20 protein-coding genes and 1 riboswitch are annotated in these 19,351 nt (G+C 71.1%); of the genes, 5 read left to right on the forward strand and 15 right to left on the reverse strand.

Annotation, left to right across the window (positions count from 1 at the left end):
- Positions 1 to 26: 26 nt before the first annotated feature.
- Together ACQP0U_RS30275 and ACQP0U_RS30280 are read left to right on the forward strand one after the other, a co-directional pair.
- On the forward strand, positions 27 to 962 hold the full coding sequence (locus ACQP0U_RS30275) for a GNAT family N-acetyltransferase (protein WP_433313688.1): 936 nt from the start codon (positions 27 to 29) through the stop codon (positions 960 to 962).
- Positions 963 to 1,040: 78 nt separating this feature from the next.
- Entirely contained in the window at positions 1,041 to 1,289 is a 249-nt protein-coding gene (locus ACQP0U_RS30280) for a hypothetical protein (protein ID WP_433313691.1), read from the forward strand.
- Positions 1,290 to 1,345: 56 nt separating this feature from the next.
- Here ACQP0U_RS30280 and groL read toward each other — a convergent pair whose 3' ends face one another.
- The 3 genes from groL to ACQP0U_RS30295 all read right to left on the reverse strand — a co-directional run bounded on the left by groL (position 1,346) and on the right by ACQP0U_RS30295 (position 4,711).
- Positions 1,346 to 2,968, reverse strand: coding sequence for a chaperonin GroEL (groL, locus tag ACQP0U_RS30285; RefSeq protein ID WP_030490078.1), 1,623 nt, complete (start codon positions 2,966 to 2,968; stop codon positions 1,346 to 1,348).
- Positions 2,969 to 3,240: 272 nt separating this feature from the next.
- Positions 3,241 to 4,413 carry a hypothetical protein gene (locus ACQP0U_RS30290; protein WP_433313694.1) on the reverse strand — a complete coding sequence of 391 codons (1,173 nt, stop codon included), beginning with the start codon at positions 4,411 to 4,413 and terminating at the stop codon, positions 3,241 to 3,243.
- A gap of 94 nt (positions 4,414 to 4,507) precedes the next feature.
- Positions 4,508 to 4,711, reverse strand: coding sequence for a cold-shock protein (locus ACQP0U_RS30295; protein ID WP_124815530.1), 204 nt, complete (start codon positions 4,709 to 4,711; stop codon positions 4,508 to 4,510).
- Positions 4,712 to 5,036: 325 nt separating this feature from the next.
- On the opposite strand from ACQP0U_RS30295, the gene ACQP0U_RS30300 reads away from it, so the two are divergent.
- The gene (locus ACQP0U_RS30300) at positions 5,037 to 5,567 is read left to right on the forward strand and encodes an N-acetyltransferase family protein (protein WP_433313697.1); all 531 of its coding nucleotides are present in this window, start codon (positions 5,037 to 5,039) and stop codon (positions 5,565 to 5,567) included.
- A 93-nt stretch (positions 5,568 to 5,660) separates the two neighbouring features.
- Here the strand turns inward: ACQP0U_RS30300 and paaN are convergent, their stop codons facing one another.
- The 9 genes from paaN to ACQP0U_RS30345 form a co-directional block, all read right to left on the reverse strand.
- The gene (gene paaN / locus ACQP0U_RS30305) at positions 5,661 to 7,334 is read right to left on the reverse strand and encodes a phenylacetic acid degradation protein PaaN (protein ID WP_433313700.1); all 1,674 of its coding nucleotides are present in this window, start codon (positions 7,332 to 7,334) and stop codon (positions 5,661 to 5,663) included.
- 50 nt (positions 7,335 to 7,384) lie between these two features.
- Positions 7,385 to 8,404 (reverse strand): GNAT family N-acetyltransferase, encoded by a 1,020-nt coding sequence (locus tag ACQP0U_RS30310; protein ID WP_433313702.1) that lies wholly within the window; start codon positions 8,402 to 8,404, stop codon positions 7,385 to 7,387.
- Between the two features lie 324 nt (positions 8,405 to 8,728).
- Positions 8,729 to 10,015 carry a threonine synthase gene (thrC, locus tag ACQP0U_RS30315; protein ID WP_196920007.1) on the reverse strand — a complete coding sequence of 429 codons (1,287 nt, stop codon included), beginning with the start codon at positions 10,013 to 10,015 and terminating at the stop codon, positions 8,729 to 8,731.
- Between the two features lie 10 nt (positions 10,016 to 10,025).
- Positions 10,026 to 10,161, reverse strand: a riboswitch (SAM riboswitch).
- A 105-nt stretch (positions 10,162 to 10,266) separates the two neighbouring features.
- A complete protein-coding gene (locus ACQP0U_RS30320) occupies positions 10,267 to 10,467 on the reverse strand; it encodes a hypothetical protein (protein ID WP_433313704.1) in 201 nt (66 codons plus the stop codon).
- Positions 10,464 to 10,835 carry a YbaB/EbfC family nucleoid-associated protein gene (locus ACQP0U_RS30325; protein WP_433313707.1) on the reverse strand — a complete coding sequence of 124 codons (372 nt, stop codon included), beginning with the start codon at positions 10,833 to 10,835 and terminating at the stop codon, positions 10,464 to 10,466. The genes ACQP0U_RS30320 and ACQP0U_RS30325 overlap by 4 nt, the downstream gene beginning before the upstream one ends.
- Entirely contained in the window at positions 10,832 to 11,263 is a 432-nt protein-coding gene (locus ACQP0U_RS30330; RefSeq protein WP_433313710.1) for a YbaB/EbfC family nucleoid-associated protein, read from the reverse strand. The genes ACQP0U_RS30325 and ACQP0U_RS30330 overlap by 4 nt, the downstream gene beginning before the upstream one ends.
- On the reverse strand, positions 11,260 to 11,982 hold the full coding sequence (locus ACQP0U_RS30335) for a hypothetical protein (RefSeq protein WP_433313713.1): 723 nt from the start codon (positions 11,980 to 11,982) through the stop codon (positions 11,260 to 11,262). The genes ACQP0U_RS30330 and ACQP0U_RS30335 overlap by 4 nt, the downstream gene beginning before the upstream one ends.
- Before the next feature lie 11 nt (positions 11,983 to 11,993).
- Positions 11,994 to 12,293 (reverse strand): hypothetical protein, encoded by a 300-nt coding sequence (locus ACQP0U_RS30340; protein ID WP_433313716.1) that lies wholly within the window; start codon positions 12,291 to 12,293, stop codon positions 11,994 to 11,996.
- 112 nt (positions 12,294 to 12,405) lie between these two features.
- Entirely contained in the window at positions 12,406 to 13,368 is a 963-nt protein-coding gene (locus ACQP0U_RS30345; RefSeq protein ID WP_433313719.1) for a DMT family transporter, read from the reverse strand.
- 91 nt (positions 13,369 to 13,459) lie between these two features.
- Between ACQP0U_RS30345 and ACQP0U_RS30350 the strand changes: the two genes are divergently transcribed.
- Entirely contained in the window at positions 13,460 to 13,765 is a 306-nt protein-coding gene (locus ACQP0U_RS30350; RefSeq protein ID WP_433313722.1) for an ArsR/SmtB family transcription factor, read from the forward strand.
- Between the two features lie 194 nt (positions 13,766 to 13,959).
- Here ACQP0U_RS30350 and ACQP0U_RS30355 read toward each other — a convergent pair whose 3' ends face one another.
- The gene (locus tag ACQP0U_RS30355; protein WP_433313725.1) at positions 13,960 to 14,319 is read right to left on the reverse strand and encodes a DoxX family protein; all 360 of its coding nucleotides are present in this window, start codon (positions 14,317 to 14,319) and stop codon (positions 13,960 to 13,962) included.
- A gap of 656 nt (positions 14,320 to 14,975) precedes the next feature.
- Between ACQP0U_RS30355 and ACQP0U_RS30360 the strand changes: the two genes are divergently transcribed.
- Positions 14,976 to 15,440 carry a DUF4232 domain-containing protein gene (locus ACQP0U_RS30360; RefSeq protein WP_433313728.1) on the forward strand — a complete coding sequence of 155 codons (465 nt, stop codon included), beginning with the start codon at positions 14,976 to 14,978 and terminating at the stop codon, positions 15,438 to 15,440.
- A gap of 9 nt (positions 15,441 to 15,449) precedes the next feature.
- On the opposite strand, the gene ACQP0U_RS30365 is transcribed toward ACQP0U_RS30360, so the two are convergent.
- On the reverse strand, positions 15,450 to 16,316 hold the full coding sequence (locus ACQP0U_RS30365) for an ABC transporter permease (RefSeq protein WP_433313731.1): 867 nt from the start codon (positions 16,314 to 16,316) through the stop codon (positions 15,450 to 15,452).
- Entirely contained in the window at positions 16,316 to 19,180 is a 2,865-nt protein-coding gene (locus ACQP0U_RS30370; RefSeq protein ID WP_433313733.1) for an alpha/beta fold hydrolase, read from the reverse strand. The genes ACQP0U_RS30365 and ACQP0U_RS30370 overlap by 1 nt, the downstream gene beginning before the upstream one ends.
- Positions 19,181 to 19,351: the final 171 nt, after the last annotated feature.

Here is a 19,351-nt window from a genome sequence, read left to right on the forward strand (position 1 = left end):
CAGCCGGTGATCTAGGGTCGGCGACCATGGACGCCGAGATCACCGTCACCGAGCTGGCCGTCGACCTGGTCCCCAGCGTCGTGCAGCTCTGCCAGCAGGCTCTCGACCTGCCCGAGGACGCCGCCGAGGCGGCCTCCATCGTGGATGTGCTCTGGCCCCGGGCCACGGCCGACCGGCAGGTGGTCGGGCTGGGCGCGTACCGGGGTGCGGACCTGGTCGGGGTGCTGATCTGTTCGGTGTCGTCGAGCGAGCCGGAGATCGGGCACGTGGACCTGGTCGCGGTCCTCAGGGATCAGCGGCGTCGGGGCGTCGGCCGGGCGCTGCTCCAGCGGGCCGAGCAGGCGCTCGCCGAGCGCGGGGCGACCGAGGTGCTGCTGGCCGGAAATCCGCCGTACTACGCGTGGCCGGGCATCGACGTCCGCTACACGCCGGCGGTCTGTGCCGCTCTCGCGCTCGGCTACCAGCAGGACCGGACCGCCTGGAACATGACCGCTGACCTGTCGTACGACGGGTCGCCGGCGTTGCGGTCCACCGAGGCGGCGGAGCAGCGACTGGCCGGCCAGGGCGTCACCGTCCGCCGGGCGGAGCCGGCGGACCTGCCGGCGCTGACAGCGTTCGCGCGGTCCACCTTCGGCGGGACGTGGGACGGCGAGTTGGCCGGGTCGGTGGGGCGCGCCGACGCCGGGTGCCACCTGGCGGAGCGGGACGGCGAGGTGCTCGGCTTCGCCGCGTACGGGTCGTCCCGGCCGAGTTGGTTCGGGCCGATGGGTACCGCGCCTGCCGCGGAGGGGTCGGGCATCGGTGGGGTGCTGTTGCGGCGTTGTCTGCGCGACCAGCGGGCGGCGGGGCTGGACCGGGCACAGATCGGCTGGGTGGGGCCGGTGCCGTTCTATTCGGGCAGCGCGGGTGCGTGGATCGAGCGGGTCTTCTTCCTGTACCGGAGAACCCTACCGACGACGTAACTGGGGCAAACAGGACATAGATCCATTCGCCCGCATCGGCCATCGATGCCCCCTACCGTTTCGGTAGAGGAGGCAGCCATGACCACGGATGACAACCAGACCGAGGACGGCCCGCCGATCACCTGGAAACCGGTAGGTGAACTCCCCGGCCAACTGCCGTTCGACAGACTCGACTACGGCGACGCCGAGCAACTGGCCGAGATGACCACCGCCGGTGAGTCGTCGGTGGCCGAGGAACCGCAGGAGATGGTGGACGCGCCGATCAAACTGCTTCCGCCGTACAACCGGGCACAGAAACGGCGCAACCAGCGCCCACTACCGACCTGACGACGAACGGGGCGGACCGCGTCAGCGGCCCGCCCCGTGCGGTGTCGGAACTGGACTCAGAAGTCCATGTCCCCGCCACCCGGGCCAGCCGGGGCAGCCGGGGTCTTCTCCGGCTTGTCCGCGACAACAGCCTCGGTGGTGAGGAAGAGCGCCGCGATGGAAGCGGCGTTCTGCAGTGCCGAACGCGTCACCTTGGCCGGGTCGATGATGCCCGCGGCCAGCAGGTCGACGTACTCGCCGTTGGCGGCGTTGAGACCGTGACCCGCTTCGAGGTTACGGACCTTCTCCACCACGACGCCGCCCTCGAGGCCGGCGTTGACGGCGATCTGCCGCAGCGGGGCGTCCAGCGCGACCTTGACGATGTTCGCACCGGTCGCCTCGTCGCCGACCAGGTCGAGCTTGTCGAAGGCGGTCTTGCCGGCCTGGACCAGCGCGACGCCACCACCCGGGACGATGCCCTCCTCGACGGCGGCCTTCGCGTTGCGAACGGCGTCCTCGATGCGGTGCTTGCGCTCCTTGAGCTCGACCTCGGTGGCCGCGCCGACCTTGATGACCGCAACGCCGCCGGCCAGCTTGGCCAGCCGCTCCTGCAGCTTCTCCCGGTCGTAGTCGGAGTCGCTCTTGTCGATCTCGGCCCGGATCTGGTTGACCCGGCCCTGGATCTGCTCGGCGTCACCGGCACCGTCGACGATGGTGGTCTCGTCCTTGGTCACCACGACCTTGCGGGCGCGGCCCAGCATGTCGAGGCTGGCGGCGTCGAGCTTGAGGCCGACCTCCTCGCTGATGACCTGGCCACCGGCGAGGATGGCGATGTCGGTCAGCATGGCCTTGCGGCGGTCACCGAAGCCCGGCGCCTTGACGGCGACCGACTTGAAGGTGCCACGGACCTTGTTGACCACCAGGGTGGCGAGGGCCTCGCCCTCCAGGTCCTCGGCGATGATCAGCAGCGGCTTGCCCGACTGCATGACCTTCTCCAGGATCGGGAGCAGGTCCTTCACCGACGAGATCTTGCTGTTGGCGATCAGGATGTACGGGTCGTCGAAGACGGCCTCCATACGCTCCGGGTCGGTCATGAAGTAGGCCGAGATGTAGCCCTTGTCGAAGCGCATACCCTCGGTGAGCTCAAGCTCCAGCCCGAAGGTGTTGCTCTCCTCGACGGTGATGACGCCTTCCTTGCCGACCTTGTCCATCGCCTCGGCGATGATCTCGCCGACGGTGCTGTCGCCAGCGGAGATGGAGGCGGTGGAGGCGATCTGCTCCTTGGTCTCGACGTCCTTGGCGAGCTTGGACAGCTCCTCCGAGACGCTCGCGACCGCAGCCTCGATGCCCCGCTTCAGGGCCATCGGGTTGGCGCCAGCGGCCACGTTGCGCAGGCCCTCGCGAACCAGGGCCTGGGCCAGGACGGTCGCCGTCGTCGTGCCGTCACCGGCAACGTCGTCGGTCTTCTTGGCGACCTCCTTGACCAGCTCAGCGCCGATCTTCTCGTACGGGTCCTCGAGCTCGATCTCCTTGGCGATGCTCACACCATCGTTGGTGATGGTGGGGGCACCCCACTTCTTCTCGAGCACGACGTTGCGGCCCTTGGGGCCGAGGGTCACCTTTACGGCGTCGGCGAGCTGGTTCATGCCCCGCTCGAGGCCGCGGCGCGCCTCTTCGTCGAACGCGATCATCTTGGCCATACGGCGTTGTCCTCCTGGACACTCACGGGCCACCCGAGATGTGTGCCCCGGATGGGCCGCCTGGTGTACGCACCTTGGGACGTCGCCACCTGGCGACGACGACGTCCTTCGGCCGGGCCGGATAGCCCGCGACGACCGGCCATGTGCCGCCCCGGCGTCTCCACGCCGGTGCAACCTGGCCCCACCGTCCCGACCATTGGCACTCACGGTATGCGAGTGCCAATGACTTGTTTAGCACTCTCCCCTGCCGAGTGCAAGCACGATGCCGCCGCTCAGCCGAGTTCGACGGCCAGTCCAGCGGTGTTCACCGGCGCCTCATGGGCGCGCTGCTCGGCGTATGTCACCAGCAGACCGATCAACTGGGCGAGGTGGGCGGGCAGGGCCAGCACGGCGGTGATCCCGATCACCACCACCGCCCCGACCGCAGTGCCCGCCGAGGCGAACGGGTCCGTTCCGAGCGCGGAGGTGCCCACCCCCTCCAGACCACCGGGGATCAGGGTGCCGACGATCACCGCCAGGGCCACCAGGGCCACCCGCCCGAGCAGCAGACCGAGCCGGTCGTGGAACATCCGGAACGATCGACCGATCGGGTTGCGGCGTTCGAAGAGATAGACCGGGCCGGCCATGCTCAGCGCGAAGGCCAGGTAGATGCCCGGCAGCACGCAGAAGCAGAGGCCGAGGCCGATCAGCAGGCTGATCAGCAGGGTCCAGCCCCACAGCCCGAGCGCCCGACGCAGGCCGAAACGCAGCGCCGACTCCAGGCTGGCCGGCTGACCGGCCGCCTGCTGGGTGATCACCCAGGTGCCGGCGGCCCAGCCGACGGCCTGCACCAGACCGACCAACAGGCTGCCGCCGACCAGCACGACCAGGAGGTTCAGCACTTCGGCGGCGAAATTGTCAGGCAGCGCGGGGCTCGGATTCGACTCGGCCTGGGCGGCCCACTTGGCCGAGGGGTCCAGCCCGAGGGAGATCACCGAGAGCACCGCCGCCGGCAGCACCTGGGTGAGCAGCATGATCGGCACCAACTGCCGCCAGCCCCGGCGCAGCGCTCCCCCGCACCTGTTGAACCAGCCACCGAGGCCGGCGCCGGGCGGCGTGACCAGGGCGTCGTTCGGGTCGAACCCGTAACCCGGCGGGTACCAGCCGACCGGCGGCCCCGGATACCACGGCTGCCCGCCGTAGGGACCCGACCCGGGCGGGTAGCCCCCGGTCGGCGGGAACGCCCAGCCCTGCGGCGGCGGGGCCGCACCCCAGGCACCCTGAGCGGGATCCCAACCCGGCGGCGGACCGGCGTGGCCCGAGGTCGGGCCAGCCGGAGGCATGCCCGGCCCCCAGCCAGGCGGCTGGCCAGCGTGGCCGGGGCCGCCCGCGGGCGAGGACGGATCGGACGGCTCCGGCTCCCCCGACCCGGAGGACGGAGTGGGCGGGGGTGGCTGGTCGGTCATGAACGCTCCTCGGCATCGGCTGGAACGGTTCACGATCTTCCCGGCTGCGCGCCAGTGCCGCAGCCCCGACCCAGGGGCCGATCGGCCAGGAAGCTCAGCCGATGACGCGTACGTGCTCCGCCTGCGGGCCCTTCTGACCCTGGGCGATCTCGAACTCGACCCGCTGACCGTCGTCCAGCGCCTTGTAACCGTCCATCTCGATCGCGGAGAAGTGGACGAACACGTCCTGACCGCCGTCGACGGCAATGAAGCCGTAGCCCTTCTCGGCGTTGAACCACTTAACGGAGCCCTGTGCCACGGTGCACTTCCCTCACTCTGCGCGGCGTTGCCTGACCCGGCGCACGGCACAGCCGGGCACCTCGGACCACCGACTCAGCGATCGATGACCGCCATTGAAATAGGTGACCGAAATCGCACGCTACACGAGGAGTGACGGCCGCGCACGGCCACAAATCGGACACACTTCGGGGGGTCCCGACCGCCCTGATCGGCCGGGTTCCGGATCCACCGGATTCGCACGCGTCATTGCGACTGAAGCGCGGGCCGCAGGGCACCCCCCGAGGTGACGGCGATCGGGCACAGCTCACGAAACGGCGTCCATCCCCTGTGGTAGGCATGCGGACATGACCACCGACATGGGCTCGCCGGCCCTGCGGCTCGCGGAGATCCGCCGCGTTCGGCCGGAGGACGCCGCCCGGATGCGCGCGCTGCGCCTGGAGATGCTGGCCGACGCGCCGTTGGCCTTCCTGGAGACTCTTGCGGACGCGGCGGCCCGACCGCACAACGAGTTCGCCGCCCGAGTCGCGTACACCTCGGCCGGTTCGAGTAACGCGCAGTTCATCGCCGACCCGGGCGGCCGGCTGGTCGGGCACGCCGGTGGCACCACCGCCCCGAACGAACCGGGGCTGACCGTGATCTACGCCGTGTACGTCACGCCGACCTGGCGCGGCAGCGGACTGCTCGGCGAGCTGATCGACGGGGTGGCCGCGTGGTCGCGAGCCTGTGGCCGACCGGAGCTGCTGCTGGAGGTGGTGGTCGGCAACGACCGCGCCTACCGCGCCTACCAGCGCCTGGGCTTCAAGGACACCGGCGTACGGGTCCCCCACCCCACCATCCCAGCCCTCACCGAGCTGCAGATGCGCCGCCCAGCCTGACCCCGAGTTCGGTGATCAAGAGGTTTGCGTCAGAGGAAGCGCTCCAACTGACGCAAACCTCTTGATCACCCGAGGCAGGGGCTGGGCCGAAACTCAGACGTGCCGCCGGGACTGCACGATCCGGAACCGGTTGGCCACGTACGCCCCGTCCGTCAGCGCCGAGTTGGCCGCCGCGTTGGCCCCGCTGCCGTGGAAGTCGGAGAACGCCGCCGACTGGTTGACGAAGACACCGCCGGTGAGGTTGCAGGACAGGTGCACCCCGACCTCGACCGCGACCGCCTCGGCAGAGTCCAGCACGGCCTCGTCCGTCGAGTAGACCCCGGCGGTGAGCGCGCCCTTCTCGCCGACCGTCCGGCGCAGCAGCTCCAGGCTGTGCGCGGTGGAGTCGGTCGCGATGGCGAACGAGATCGGCCCGAACCACTCCCGGCCGTACGTCTCCGCGTCGTCCGCGGTGAGCTTCACGATCGTCGGGGTACGCACCACCGCGTCGGCGTACGACGGGTGGGCCACCGCCCGCGACTCCAGCACCGGCTCGCCGACCTTGGTCACCTCGGCCAGCCGTTCCAGCACCCCGTCGTTGACGATGGCGCCGGTCAGCTCCACGCCCCGGGCCGGGTCGGCGGTGAGCTTGCCGACCGCCGCGGCGATCCCGCCGGCGACGTCGTCGAAGCTCTTGTGCCCCTGGTCGGTCTCGATGCCCCCGGCCGGGATGAGGATGTTCTGCGAGGTGGTGCACATCTGCCCGCTGTAGAGGGTCAGCGTGAAACCGAGGTTGCGGCACATGCCGGCGAAGTCGTCGGTGGAGTCGATGACGACGGTGTTGAGGCCGGCCTTCTCGGTGTAGACCGATGCCTGCCGGGCGTGCGTCTCCAGCCAGTCGCCGTACTCGGTGGAGCCGGTGAAGTCGACGATCCGGATGGCGCGGTGCAGGGCCAGGTCGCTCGCGAGCTTCTCACCGGGCGCCTCGGCCGCCAGCATGATCAGGTTCGGGTCGAACCCGGCCTCGGCGAGCACCTCCCGGGCGTACTTCACTGTGATGGCCAGCGGCAGCACCGCGCGCGGGTGCGGCTTGACGATCACCGGGTTGCCGGTGACCAGCGAGGCGAACAGCCCGGGGTACGAGTTCCAGGTCGGGAAGGTGTTGCAGCCGATGACAAGCGCCACCCCACGCGGCACCACGTGGAACGTCTTGGTCATCCGCAGCGGGTCGCCCTTGCCGGCGGCCTTCTCCCAGCCTGCGGTGCCCGGGTGCCGGGTCATCTCGGCGTACGCGTACGCCAGCGCTTCCAGCGCCCGGTCCAGCGCGTGCGCGCCACCGGCCTGGAAGGCCATCACGAACGCCTGCCCGCTGGTGAACTGCACAGCGTTGGCCAGCTCGAAGATGTGCTTGTGCAGCCGGTCGAGGATCTCCAGGCAGACGCCCACCCGGGCCTGCGGGCCGGCGTCGCGCCACGCCGGCAGCGCGGCGGAGGCTGCGCTGATCAGCTCGCCGGTGCCGGCGTGCGGGTACCGCACCGCCAACTCCACCCCGAACGGGCTCGTCTCGGTGGCGACCCGTGCGCCAGCGCCGGGCTGGTCGAGCGGAAAGTCACCACCGAGGTACGCCTCGAAAGCGGCCTTACCGTCGGCGGCGGCGGTCTCGCCGTACACGCGGGGGCTGGGGGACTCGGGATAGGCGGACCAGTATCCCCGCTCCGTGATCGCGGTCAGCGCACGGTTGAGGGTGTCGGCGTGCCTGTCGTACAGGGGATGCGGGGTCTCCGTCATGCCCGCAATCATGCCTGAGGACCCACCGCGAGCAGTAGCGCCGATACCTGTCAGAGGGTGAGCTGCCAGTCCGTCCATGAGTCCACCGGTCGGAAGCCGAGCTGTTCGTTGATCGCCACCATGTAGCTGTTGCTGGCCGCGTTCCAGGTGTCGATCACCTGTACCGCCGGCTCGTGGGTGAGCAGGTGGTGCAGGTTCTCCGCCTTGGCGATGAGGCCGAGCCGGTGCCCACGGTGGGCCGGGTCGACGATGGTGATCTGCTGGTACGCGTGCCAGTCGGCGGAGGCGCCCACGTCCAGCAGCGTCCAGGCGACAAGTCGACCGGACGCCTCGTGCCGCATCCCGAGGTGGTAGCGCCGCCGACCTCGGGCGTCCAGAGCCCGTTCGTTGCCGCGGATGCGGTCGGCGTCCACCTGCTCCGGCTCCCACTGCACGTCGCCCATGGGCGCGTCCATCAGCAGCCGGCCGTCGAGGTAGGCGATGTCGGCGACGTACTCCTGCGGGGTCGACCCCTGCCAGCAGACCGACTGGTAGCCCTCGGCTCGCGGGCGGGCCTCGGCGAGCGCCGCGCGCAGCGCGACCCGGTCGATCCCGTTGACGTCGAGCCGGCGACGCACCTCGGCGAGGGCGGGCTGGGCCCCGGCGGCGGCGGCGAACGCATCGCCCGCCACGCTTCGGGCCGGCCCGCCGGGCAGCGCGGAGACGGCCATCGCCACCACGCGCTTGCGGCCGTGCTCACGGAGCAGGCGTACCCCGTACTCGTGCAGGGCCCGGCCGACTCCCCGACGCCGCAGCTCGGGACGCACCACCAGCTCGGCGGTGGCGTTGTCGGTGTTGTCGAGCTGCGGCAGGTCCAGTTGGAGGTAGCCGGCCGGCGCGCCGTCCAGTCGGGCCAGCGCCCAGAGTGACTCGGTGCCGGGCATCGGCGTGTGGAACAGCGCGTCGAAGCGGCGCCGGCAGAAGGGCGGGAAGTCCGGCAGATCGGCGTCGTTGGCCGCCGACCCGATCCGGTACGCCTCGTCGACCGACGTCCGGTCGGCGCCGTCGAACGACGCGATCGTGATGCTCATGCCGTTGAGCGTGCACCCGCGAAAAGCGATCGGGCCAGCGAATTATTCGCTGGCCCGATCGAACGTGGTCGGGAGGGACACTCGCACAACGCCTCCGGCGTTGGGTCGCAAGAACTTCAAAAGTCTTCGGCGAAATGCCCTCCCGCACGGAGCATCTTGCGCCGTCCGGTTCCTGCCGTCAAGTCCGTAGCGGCGGGTTTTCCACACTCTCAGCGAAAACCCAGTTACCGGCTGATCCGGCTTGTCCCCCGACCGGGTGGCCGCCCATCCCCCGCCCGGCCGGCCAGGGAGCGGCCGACGGGCGCGGGGCGGGGGCGGACCGGATCAGCCCAGCAGGCCGGCGTCGCGGGCGGCGCGCAGCGAGGGCTTGATGTGGTGGGTCGGCCCGACCTGGCCGGCCACCGCGTCGATGGTCTTCAGCCCCTCGCCGGTGTTGAACACGACGGTCTCGGCCGTCGGGTCGAGCCGACCGGACTCGACGAGCTTGCGCAGCACGGCCACTGTCACCCCACCGGCGGTTTCGGCGAAGACCCCGGTGGTACGGGCCAGATCGCGGATGCCGGCACGGATCTCGTCATCGTCGACGTACTCCATCCAGCCCCCGGTACGGCGGACCGCCTCCAGGGCGTAGAGGCCGGCCGCCGGGTCACCGATGTTCAGCGACTTGGCGATGCCTGTCGGCTTGACCGGGATGATCGTGTCGGTCTCCGCGTGCAGGGCGGTGGCGATCGGGTTGCAGCCGGCGGACTGCGCGCCGAAGACCTTCCAGCCGCCGGCGGGCGCCTCGACCAGGCCGATCTCCACCAGCTCGGAGAACGCCTTGTCAATCTTGGTGAGCAGCTCGCCGCTCGCCATCGGAATGACCACCTGCGCGGGGATCCGCCAGCCGAGCTGCTCGGCCACCTCGTAGCCGAGGGTCTTGGAGCCCTCCGCGTAGTACGGCCGGACGTTCACGTTGACGAACGCGGTGTCCTCGAATTCGTCGGTCTCCACCAGTTCGCCGCAGAGCCGGTTGACGTCGTCGTACGAGCCGTCGATGGCGACCAGCTCGCCGCCGTAGACGGCGGTGGTGATGACCTTGCCCTGCTCCAGGTCGCTGGGGATGAAGACCACCGAGGGCACCCCGGCGCGGGCGGCGTGGGCGGCCACCGAGTTGGCCAGGTTGCCTGTCGACGCGCAGGCGAACCGGGTGAAGCCGAGCGCCCTGGCGGCGGTGAGCGCCACCGAGACGACCCGGTCCTTGAACGAGTGGGTGGGGTTGGCGCTGTCGTCCTTGACCCAGAGCGGCGCGGTGATGCCCAGCTCGGCGGCGAGGTGCGGGGCCGCCACCAGGGGGGTCAGCCCCGGGTCGAGGGTGACCCGGCTGGCCGGGTCCTGACCGGCGGGGAGCAGGGCGGCGTACCGCCAGATGTTGTTCGGGCCGGCCTCGATCTGCTCGCGGGTGACGGTGGCCAGGGCGGCGGTGTCGTAGTCGACTTCCAGCGGGCCGAAACACTCGTAACAGGCGTGCTGGGCGGCGAGCGGGTAGCGGGCCGAGCAGGCGCGACAGACCAGGGCGCGGGCGGGGCTGGCAGAGGTGTCGATGCCGGAGGTGACGAGCGTCGACGTCATGTCGAGAGTCCTCTCATCTTTCCCCGCATCGCACGGTGCGGCGGGGACGGAATTGGCACCTGCCCCGCGGGTCGCTCAGCGGTGAGCGCGCGGGGTGGTTGCCGGGGCGTCGTCGGGCCGTATCCCTCAGCCCCTCTGGATGAGGTATTCAGTTGTGCCGTCGAGTCTAGGACAACGCTGTCGGCCGCTGCTACCGCAGATCCCACGGTGTGAGCCGACCGCCGGTATCCGGGCGGAGGGCGCGCTGCTGGTCAGCGCCGGCGGCGACGCCCGAGGTAGAACGCCACGGCCCCGAAGAGGGCCAGCACGGCGACCAGAATCCAGCCGGCGGTAGCGATGGCGCCGCCCGTGGGCCGCCCGCTGCCGGCGAGCAGCCAGACCGCGCCCGACACGACGACGAGCGCGACCACGACGGACACCATGACGACAACGGCGCGCTGCGCGGGGGTCATCGCTGCCGCCGCGGTCGAACGGCGCCGGGCATCGCCACCCCTGGATCGGCCAGGATCTCGGCGACCGAGCGGCCGCCGATGGTCAGCGACCCGAGCAGGTCGTTGCGGGCCTGCTCGGCCTCAGCCTCGGCGGCTCGGATCGCATCGCGTACGTGCTCGCCGAGGGTGAGGTTGTCCACGGCACGCCGGGCCTGCGGCGTGATTCGTACGTCGAGGAGCTGACCGCCCACTCCGACGGTTGCGATCACCGCGCCGTCGCCGGCCGCGGCCTGATACTGCTCGCCCGCCGGCCGCTCGACGAACTCCGCCGCCGACTCCATTGCGGCAGCGATGTCACGACTGATTGCCGACAGGGCGTCCGGGTTCATCTGGCCCTCCGGGCGGCGACGCGCAGGGCCTCCGCGGCCGACGCCGGATCGTACGTCTGCGGAACCGGTGCGGTTACGTCGACCGGAGCGGGCTGCCCGGAAACCTCCGCGATCGTTGCGGTCAGGGCCTGGGCGGCGCGCATCCTCGCGTCGCCCACGGCGGTCACGCACGCTGCGCCGAGGGCCTGTGCGTCGAGGTCACGGACCGCCTGCGGGCTGAGGTAGACGTCTTCGACCCGGCCGGCGCCGGTAGCCCTGACCACCACGGTGCCCGATTCGTCAGTGCCCTCGTAGACCGCCTCCTGCGCCTCGGCGATCCGGGCGAGGACCCCGTTGAGCTGATCGGTCATCGCTCGCAGCGACCCGCCGGTCAGGGCGGCGCGTTCCGCCTCGCGCGCCGCGTGCTCGAAGGCTGGTACGTCGCTCACTCCTTCACCCACCCCTTCGGCTCGGCGATGCGAACCCGGACCTGCTCGGGCAGCTGCAGGCTCGTGGTGTCGATCCGGTCACTCTCGCTGGTGAACATGTTCTCCAGAACGCTGAAGGCGTCGCCGACGTCACGCCCGGCCGTCCACACCTGCTGTACGAAGGTCAGCACGGCGGTGAGCGTCGTGATGGCGAACGCGGCCCATGCTCCGACGATCGCCCACTGCACGGCCGGTGTGTAGGGGCCGGAAAGGTAGGCCACACCGGCTGCCACCAGCGCCGCGCCGGTGACACTGATGTAGCTGACCAGGTTCGTCGTCAGACCCCACCACATGTCGTCGCACATGTTCCGTACGTTGCTCGCCGCCTGCGCGATCGCGTTGAGTGCGGGCTCGATGCGGGTTTCCAGGAACGCCTTGAACGCCTCTGCGCCCTGATCGGCCCAGTAGGTGTCGACGTCACCGCGCGCTCGGGTCAGCCCCGCTTTGCACTGCTCGAACACATCGCTCATGTCGTTCCACGCCTCGGAACCCTTGTCCCACGGGTCCGGGGTGCGGACGTTGACCTCGACAAGTGCGGTGAGGCCGACCACCACCGCTGGGCCGCCGACGGTCGGCCAGACGGCCGCGGCGAGCGCGGTGCCGAGGATGCCGACCAGCACCCACAGGTTTTCGGTGGTGTCGCCGTCGAGTCGGTCGGAGTAGAGGGAGGAGTCGGACATCACGGCTCCGTTCAATCCTGGTATGTGAAGTTCTCGCCCCGCACCCGCTCCTGCTCCTCGTAGTGGGTGGCGATGGTGGTCAGCGCGGTGCCGATCGAGTCCATCGTCTTCTGGAGCGCTGCGGCGACGTCGTTCACGCCCTGCCGGACACGCTCGTAGTCGTCGGGAAGGTTCCAGGCGAACATCGGAAAGGCATCCCGCGGCAGCGTCAGCGAGGCGATCTTGGGCAGCACCGTGTCGGCGAACTCTTTCGCGTCCGTGCTGATCGCCTGGCCCGCCTTGCGCATGGCCTCGGTTTCGAGCGACGTCACAACGGCCCCCTCACCAGGCATCGGTCGATCGATGGCAATGGCTGGTCCTGGCGGTTCATCCTGCCACGGATGCTCCAGCGGAGGTGTCCCTGCCGCCGCCCATGGCGACTGATCAGCGGGCACTCACGGCCACGGGATCGGTCACCGCGATCGGGTCCGTCACCGCGCTCGGCCGGGGCAGCGCCGGGGTCCGCGGCCGGGCGGCGAGGTTCGCGGCGATCAGGGCGGCGATCGTTATGGCGGCCCCGACCAGTTCGACGGGCTCCGGACGGTAGCCGCGGGCGATCTGCACCGCGAAGGTGGTCACCGGGACCAGGTTCATGAACAGCGCGGCGTTGGCGGCACCGAGTCGCTGCACACCGGTGTTCCAGGCCAGGACCGCGATCACCGCGCCCACGAGCACGGCGTACGCCAACTGCGGGGCGACCGCCACGAGGTCGTCGGCGCCCGGCGCGTGCTGCCAGCCGACGGCGTCGGCGCCGATGCTCAGGACGAGCATGGCGGCCGTGCCGGCAAGCGCGGTCAGGGTGGTGAAGCGCAGCGGGGACCACTCGCCGAACCGGCTGGCACCGTGGGTGTAGATGCCCCAGCCCAGCACCGCGCCGACCATCATGAGCCCGCCGAGGCCGAACTGGCCGAGGCCGGCCAGGCTCCCGCGCGTGATCACCAGACCGACTCCGAGGAGCGCCACGAGGGAGAGGGCCAGCAGGAGCGGCTTTGGGCGTACGCCGTCGCGAGCCCAGCGGACGAGTTGGGTGATCACCGGAGTGGTGGCCACGAAGAGCGAGATCTGCTGCGGGGCGGCGTGTTCGAGCGCCAGGTTGGTGAGCAGGTTGAAGCCCGCGAAGCCGACCACTCCCAGCACCACCACCTCCAGCGCCCGGCCACCGTGCCGCAGCGCGCCGGCCCCCTCGCGGATCAGCAGGATGGCGACCAGGACGACGGCGGCCAGCAGGTAGCGCGCGGTGGTCAGGTTGAGCGGGTCGACCCGGTTGAGCGCGCTGGCCAGGATCGGGAACATCACGCCCCAGCCGAGCACGGCGACCAGTGGATACGCGGTGGCACGGGATCGCATCGGCAACTCCAATGTTCGAGTATCGTCGAACCAACGACACCGACCATAGGGTGTTGTTCGATTATTGTCGAACAACGGTTACACTGGTCACATGGAGCCGCACGAGCCCGACCTGACCGCCGTACCGGTCACCAGCGTGTTGGCCGCACTCGCCGACGACGTGCGGCTACAGATCGTCCGGGCGCTCGCCGAGGGCGGCGAGTCCGCCTGCGGCAGCTTCGACTTCGGCGTCTCCAAGGCGACCCGCAGCCACCACCTCAAGGTGCTGCGCGAGGCGGGCCTGACCCGCACCCGGGCCGCCGGCACCAGCCGACTGGTCCGGCTCCGGAGGGACGAGCTGGACAAGCTCTATCCCGGCCTACTGGACGCGGTCCTCAGCCAGCGCCCGCCGACCTGACACCCGCCCCGCCCTTCGCCCGCCCCGCCCTTCGCCCGCCCCGCCCTTCGCCCGCCCCGCCCCGCCCCTCGCCCGCCCCGCCCTCACCCACCCTCCGCCCGTCCGGCCGCTCCCGTCCGGCGGCGGCTGGGAACTCCTCAGTCGCTCCCTATGGAGCTGAATCGTCTGCGACATCAGCGAAGGTGCGCGGCTCGTCAGGGCGCGTCGACCGACCCTCGACCGGACGCGCAGAAGAGTGCCGCCCGCTCGCCTCCGTTGTGCAGCGGCAGCAGAGCGTCCGGCTGGTGCACCACGAAGTAGGCGTACGCCATCGAGCCGGAGGCGAGGAGCGCGGCGGGTCGGGTGAAGAGCCCGACCAGCACCAGTACGCCGCAGACCAACTGGATCATGGCGGCCCACCAGCCCGGCCAGGTGCCGAGCGGTACCGCCTTGCCAGTCATCGGGTTGCCGCCGAACAACCCGAATACCGAGGACAGGCCGTGCAACGTGAACAGCAGGCCGATCACGATGCGGAACAGGGACAGGGTCGGCCCGCCGAGCCGAGAGACGTTCATGGCACCTTCATCGATGATGGTGAATAGGTCCCGCCCATCGTGCGGCATGGAGGCATCGAAAATCATAAGTTCTTTGCTGGTGGGAAAATCCCTCGTGAAAGCGCTATGACGAGGACGCCCACACCCTTCCCCATGGCCCGTCGACCTGCCCCAGACGTGGGGCAGGACGTGGCCCGTGCACGTCGCCCCGTGGACGTGGCCCCGTGGTCATCCGCCTGGTGATGTCGCAAACGATTCAGCTCCAAAGGCACGCCAGGAGAAGTCCCGCTGCCAGCGACGGCAGCAGGCCCGAGCGGGAGGGACGCGCAACCGAGAACGAACGACAGGGGCACCCACACCAGCTCAGGGCCGGGGGCGGTCAGCGGTGGAACGCCCCCGTGCGCGAGGATCGGCGGATGATCTTTCGCGAGACGTCAGCAGGGCGACGGGCCGGCACAGCGTCCGCGACGGTCAGGGCGGTGACGGCGCTGACAGCCGTAACGGCGGTCCTCGCGCTCGGCGCCTGCCGACCTGGTGACCATCGCGGCCAGTCCGGAGACCCGAGCGGACCGCCTCCCACGCCGAGGCCGGAGGCGGGCCCGACCGCGAGCACCGAGCCGACGGCCGAGTGCCCTGCCACCGGGGTTCGGATCCGGGCGACCGGCGGGGACGCCGCAATGGGCCTACGCGCTCTCGGCGTGGAGTTGGTCAACTGCGGCGAGCGCCCCTACCAGCTCAACGGTTACCCGGTTCTGCACGTGTTCGACGAAGCACGCGAGCCCGTCATGCTGCGGGTGGTCAACGGCGCCAAGGAGATCACCTCGGGCTTCGACCAGCCACCCCGGCAGGTCACCCTCGCCACCGGGGAGCGGGCCACCGCCGTGGTGCTCTGGCGCAACCTGGTCACCGATCCGACGGTGGTCGCCACCAACGGCGAGTTTCTGACTGTGGCGCCGGCTGCCGGCCAGCCGGCCGAGGAGGTGGACCCGGACGGGCCGATCGACCTCGGCAACACCGGCCGGATCGGCGTCAGCGCCTGGAAGAAGGCCGACCCGTCCACGCCGGTGCCGACCCGACCGGCCCCGCCACCGGCCCCGAGCGCGGTGCCGTCGTCGGTGAGCCCGCCCGACAGCCGACTGTGAGCCGACAGGCTACGACGTGATGTCCTTGCGGGTGAAGCGCCAGAACGCCAGCCCCCAGAACAGCGTCGCGTAGCTGATCGCCGAGATGCAGCCGCGCACCACGTCGTCGGTCTGCACCGGAGTCGAGAGCAGACCCAGCCAGGCGGTGCTGAAGTGGGTGGGCAGGAAGTCGCGCAGCGCGCCCAGGGCGGTGATCTGGTCCAGGATGCTGGACAGGATCCAGAGCAGGACCGCACCACCGACCGCGCCCAGCGCGGCGTCCGTCGTCACCGACAGCAGGAACGCCAGACCGGCCACCACCAGCAGGACGACCGCCAGGTAGCCCAGCACGGCCAGCAACCGGAGCAGACCCTCGGTGGGTTCCAGCTCGGCGGCGACGGTGCTGCGCAGCGGCGACCAGCCGTAGCGCAGGGTGCCGGCCAGCAATGCGGTGCCGGCCAACAGGAGCAGGGCCAGACCCGAGTACGCGAGCGCGACCACCAGCTTCACCGTCAGCAACCGCGCCCGGGGCACCGGGATCGCCAGCAGATACCGCAGGCTGCCCCAGCTCGCCTCGCTGGCCACCGTGTCGCCGCAGAACAGCGCGACGACCACCACCAGCAGGAACGACGCCGAGACGAAGATCGAGAACAGGGTGAAGTTGAGCCCGCCCGAGGTGGCCAGCTCGACCAGGCTGGCGAACTCGTTGCGACCGTTGTCGTCGTCGCCGCCCGAGTCGAACTGGAACGCGATCAGGATGATCAGCGGCAGCAGCACCATGAACCCGAGCGCCAGCTGGGTCCGCCGCCGGGACGCCTGCCGACGGAACTCCGCCGCGAACGGCATGGTGGCCGACGGCCGGTAGCCACGGGCCTCACCCGCGTCAGTAACAACCATCACCGGTCACCGCTTCCCCGAGAGTTCTCGCCCACCAGGGCGAGGAACGCGTCCTCCAGGCGCCGCCGAGGCACCACCCGATCCACCCCGATGCCGGCGCGTACCAGCTCCGCCACCACCTCGCTGCGGGCCGTGCCGTTGGTGTCGACCACGAGCTGACCGTCGCTCTCCGGCAACACGCGGACCCCGTGCAGCCGGTCCAGCACCGCCCGCGCCGCCACCGGGTCGGTGACGTCGAAGAGCACGCTCGGCGACTCGCCCACGATCTCCTCCACCGGCCCGGACGCCACGATCCGGCCCTTGTTCACCACCACCGCGTGCGTGCACGTCTGCTCCACCTCGGCCAGCAGGTGGCTGGAGACCAGCACCGCCCGGCCGTCCGTGGCGTACCGCTGGAGCACCCGGCGCATCTCGGCGATCTGCGGCGGGTCGAGGCCGTCGGTCGGCTCGTCCAACACCAGCAGTTCGGGGAGGCCCAGCATCGCCTGGGCGATGGCGAGACGCTGGCGCATCCCGTGGCTGTAGTTCTTGATCCTCCGGTGCACCGAGTCACCCAGCCCGGCGATCTCCAGCGCCGCGTCGAACTGCGCGTCCTCCCACGGCCGCCCGGTGGCCCGCCAGTACGCCTTCAGGTTGTCCAGACCCGACAGGTGCGGCAGGAAGCCCGGCCCCTCCACCAGCGCCCCGATCCGGGACAGCACCGGCGATCCGGGCACCAACCGACGACCGAAGACGTAGATCTCCCCGGCGGTCGGCTGGGTAAGCCCCATCAGCACCCGCAGGGTGGTGGTCTTGCCGGCGCCGTTCGGCCCGAGCAGACCCACGACCTGACCGGGGTGCACCTCGAAGTCCACGTTCGACACGGCGACGAAGCCGTCCGCGTACTCCTTGCGCAGTGCGCGCACGGCCAGCGGGGTGTCCGCGTACTCCGGATGCACCGACCGGTCCTGGCGGCGGTGCCGGCGGCGGACCAGGGCGACGACCACGACGAGCCCGATCACGATGGCGGCGAGCAGGCCGGCGAGCACCCAGCGCCAGATCGTCGCCGCGGTGGGGATCGGCTCCCCGCTGACCGTGGGCAGGCTGACCGCGCCGTCCGCGGCCACCGTGTAGACGGTCGGCGCGGCGGGCGTGGTGTACGCCTGGTCGGAGGTGGCCACCACCAGTCGCAGCCGGTGCCCGGCCTCCACCCGGCGGACGATCCCGGGCAGCGTCACCGTGACCGGGCGGGCGTCCTGCACCTGCTGCGGCAGGCCGGTGAGCCGGATCGGGGCAACCAGGCCGTTCGGCAGGGTGGCCGCGCCGTCCGGGTCGACGTCGTAGAGCTTGACGAAGAGCACCGCCTCGCCGGTCGGCGACGCGGCCCGCAGGGTGACGGTGGGCGCACCGGCCACGTCGACAGCCTCGGTCAGCGGGGTCGACTCGAACTGGGCGTGCTGGCCGGGCACGTCGCCGGCCACGCCGTCCAGCAGCGAGGCGAGCCCGCCCGCGAACGGGATCGACGAGATGGCGGCCGGGTTGCCGTTCGGCGGGTTCGCGATCGGCTGTGCCGGACCGGCGACCGCCACCTCCCGGCGGGCGTTGCCGGTCAGGCCCGGGTAGTCGGCGCGGCGGAAACCGGTGGCGACGAGACCCCTGTCGAGCGCGTCGAAGCCGGCGATCCGCGACCAGGTGAAGTCGTCGCCGGGCGCGTCCCCCTCGCCCTTGACGTAGTGGTCGAGCCACTGGACGGTCAGGAACTTCACCCGGTCGGAGTCCGAGCGCGGTCCACTGCCACCGTCGTGCCCGCCGGTGAACCAGGCGACGCGTACCGGGGTGCCGGTGGCGGCGATGCCGCGCGCGTTCGCGTCCGCCTCGCCGAGCGGAAAGAGCGTGTCCGCCTCGCCCTGCACCAGCAGGGTGGGTGCCTTGATCCGGTCCAGCACGCCCGCCGGGCTGGATCGGCGCAGCAGGTCCACGGCGGCCTGGTCGGCCCGGCCGGTGGTGGCGATCCGGAGGTACGCGGCGCACACGTCGGCGGCGAACCGACCGCAGGACGGGTCGGCGGCACCCGCCGGGGCACCACCGGGGCCGGTGCCGGGGCCGGCGCCCGGCCCAGGGCTGGGCGGGCCAGCCGAAGCCGGTGCGCCCTGCGGCTGGGCGGCGGTCGCACCGGAGAGCCCGGCCGGGCCGGAGCCCACGTTGCCGCCCCCGCCGAAGAAGAGGCCGGCCCAGCCCTTCTTGAACACGCCCTCGGTCGGCGCGCCGCCGGTGCTCTCCGGCAGGAACGCGCGGGACAGGTCATTCCAAGTGATCATGGGCACGATCGCGTCGACCCGACGGTCCTGGGCGGCGAGCAGCAACGCCAACCCACCGCCGTACGAGCCGCCGACCACACCGACCTTCGGGTCGCCGGCTGCGTCGGTGCGTACCTCCGGCCGGGCGGCCAGCCAGTCCAGCAGCCGCTCGGCGTCGCGTACCTCGTAGTCCGGGTTGTCCAGGTGGATCTCGCCACCGCTGCGGCCGAAACCCCGCGCGGTCCAGGTGAGCACCGCGTAGCCGCGCCCGGCGAACTCCTCCGCGTCGGAGCGCACCGACTCCTTCGTGCCGCCGAACCCGTGCGCCAGCAGCACCGCCGGCACCTTCCGACCGGACGAGGCGTCGTCCGGCAGGTAGAAGGTGGTGTCCAGGTTCACCGGCTGGTCGCCGGACGGTCCGGAGCGGACGGTGAGCATCGCGCTCTCGGTGCGTACGCCCGGTCCCTGTGGCCACACCGCCCAGGTCACAGCGGCGGCCAACAGCACGACGACCACCGCGGCGGCGGTCGCACGGCGGCGGGTGGGCAGGGCACGCCGGAACCACGCGGCCGGCGACGGCGATGTCATGCGGCACACGGTACGGCCCGCAGCCTGAGCGTTGGCTGAGATCCGCCGTACGTCCGTCCGGTTGCCCCGATCGGTGCGGAGTGGGGTGCGAGCGCGCAACGTCCGACGCGGCACAGTGAGTTGAGTTCGGATCCCGTGAATTCCGATCTTCCGCGGATATCCACCTCGATC

The sequence above is a fragment of the Micromonospora sp. CA-269861 genome (assembly GCF_050948505.1).
Classification (GTDB): Bacteria; Actinomycetota; Actinomycetes; order Mycobacteriales; family Micromonosporaceae; genus Micromonospora.

Coding starts and splice junctions, on each gene's coding strand:
- ACQP0U_RS30275 (WP_433313688.1), top strand. CDS start 27: ATGGACGCCGAGATCACCGTCACCGAGCTGGCCGTCGACCTGGTCCCC.
- ACQP0U_RS30280 (WP_433313691.1), top strand. CDS start 1,041: ATGACCACGGATGACAACCAGACCGAGGACGGCCCGCCGATCACCTGG.
- groL (WP_030490078.1), bottom strand. CDS start 2,968: ATGGCCAAGATGATCGCGTTCGACGAAGAGGCGCGCCGCGGCCTCGAG.
- ACQP0U_RS30290 (WP_433313694.1), bottom strand. CDS start 4,413: ATGACCGACCAGCCACCCCCGCCCACTCCGTCCTCCGGGTCGGGGGAG.
- ACQP0U_RS30300 (WP_433313697.1), top strand. CDS start 5,037: ATGACCACCGACATGGGCTCGCCGGCCCTGCGGCTCGCGGAGATCCGC.
- paaN (WP_433313700.1), bottom strand. CDS start 7,334: ATGACGGAGACCCCGCATCCCCTGTACGACAGGCACGCCGACACCCTC.
- ACQP0U_RS30310 (WP_433313702.1), bottom strand. CDS start 8,404: ATGAGCATCACGATCGCGTCGTTCGACGGCGCCGACCGGACGTCGGTC.
- thrC (WP_196920007.1), bottom strand. CDS start 10,015: ATGACGTCGACGCTCGTCACCTCCGGCATCGACACCTCTGCCAGCCCC.
- ACQP0U_RS30320 (WP_433313704.1), bottom strand. CDS start 10,467: ATGACCCCCGCGCAGCGCGCCGTTGTCGTCATGGTGTCCGTCGTGGTC.
- ACQP0U_RS30325 (WP_433313707.1), bottom strand. CDS start 10,835: ATGAACCCGGACGCCCTGTCGGCAATCAGTCGTGACATCGCTGCCGCA.
- ACQP0U_RS30335 (WP_433313713.1), bottom strand. CDS start 11,982: ATGTCCGACTCCTCCCTCTACTCCGACCGACTCGACGGCGACACCACC.
- ACQP0U_RS30345 (WP_433313719.1), bottom strand. CDS start 13,368: ATGCGATCCCGTGCCACCGCGTATCCACTGGTCGCCGTGCTCGGCTGG.
- ACQP0U_RS30350 (WP_433313722.1), top strand. CDS start 13,460: ATGGAGCCGCACGAGCCCGACCTGACCGCCGTACCGGTCACCAGCGTG.
- ACQP0U_RS30355 (WP_433313725.1), bottom strand. CDS start 14,319: ATGAACGTCTCTCGGCTCGGCGGGCCGACCCTGTCCCTGTTCCGCATC.
- ACQP0U_RS30360 (WP_433313728.1), top strand. CDS start 14,976: ATGGGCCTACGCGCTCTCGGCGTGGAGTTGGTCAACTGCGGCGAGCGC.
- ACQP0U_RS30365 (WP_433313731.1), bottom strand. CDS start 16,316: ATGGTTGTTACTGACGCGGGTGAGGCCCGTGGCTACCGGCCGTCGGCC.
- ACQP0U_RS30370 (WP_433313733.1), bottom strand. CDS start 19,180: ATGACATCGCCGTCGCCGGCCGCGTGGTTCCGGCGTGCCCTGCCCACC.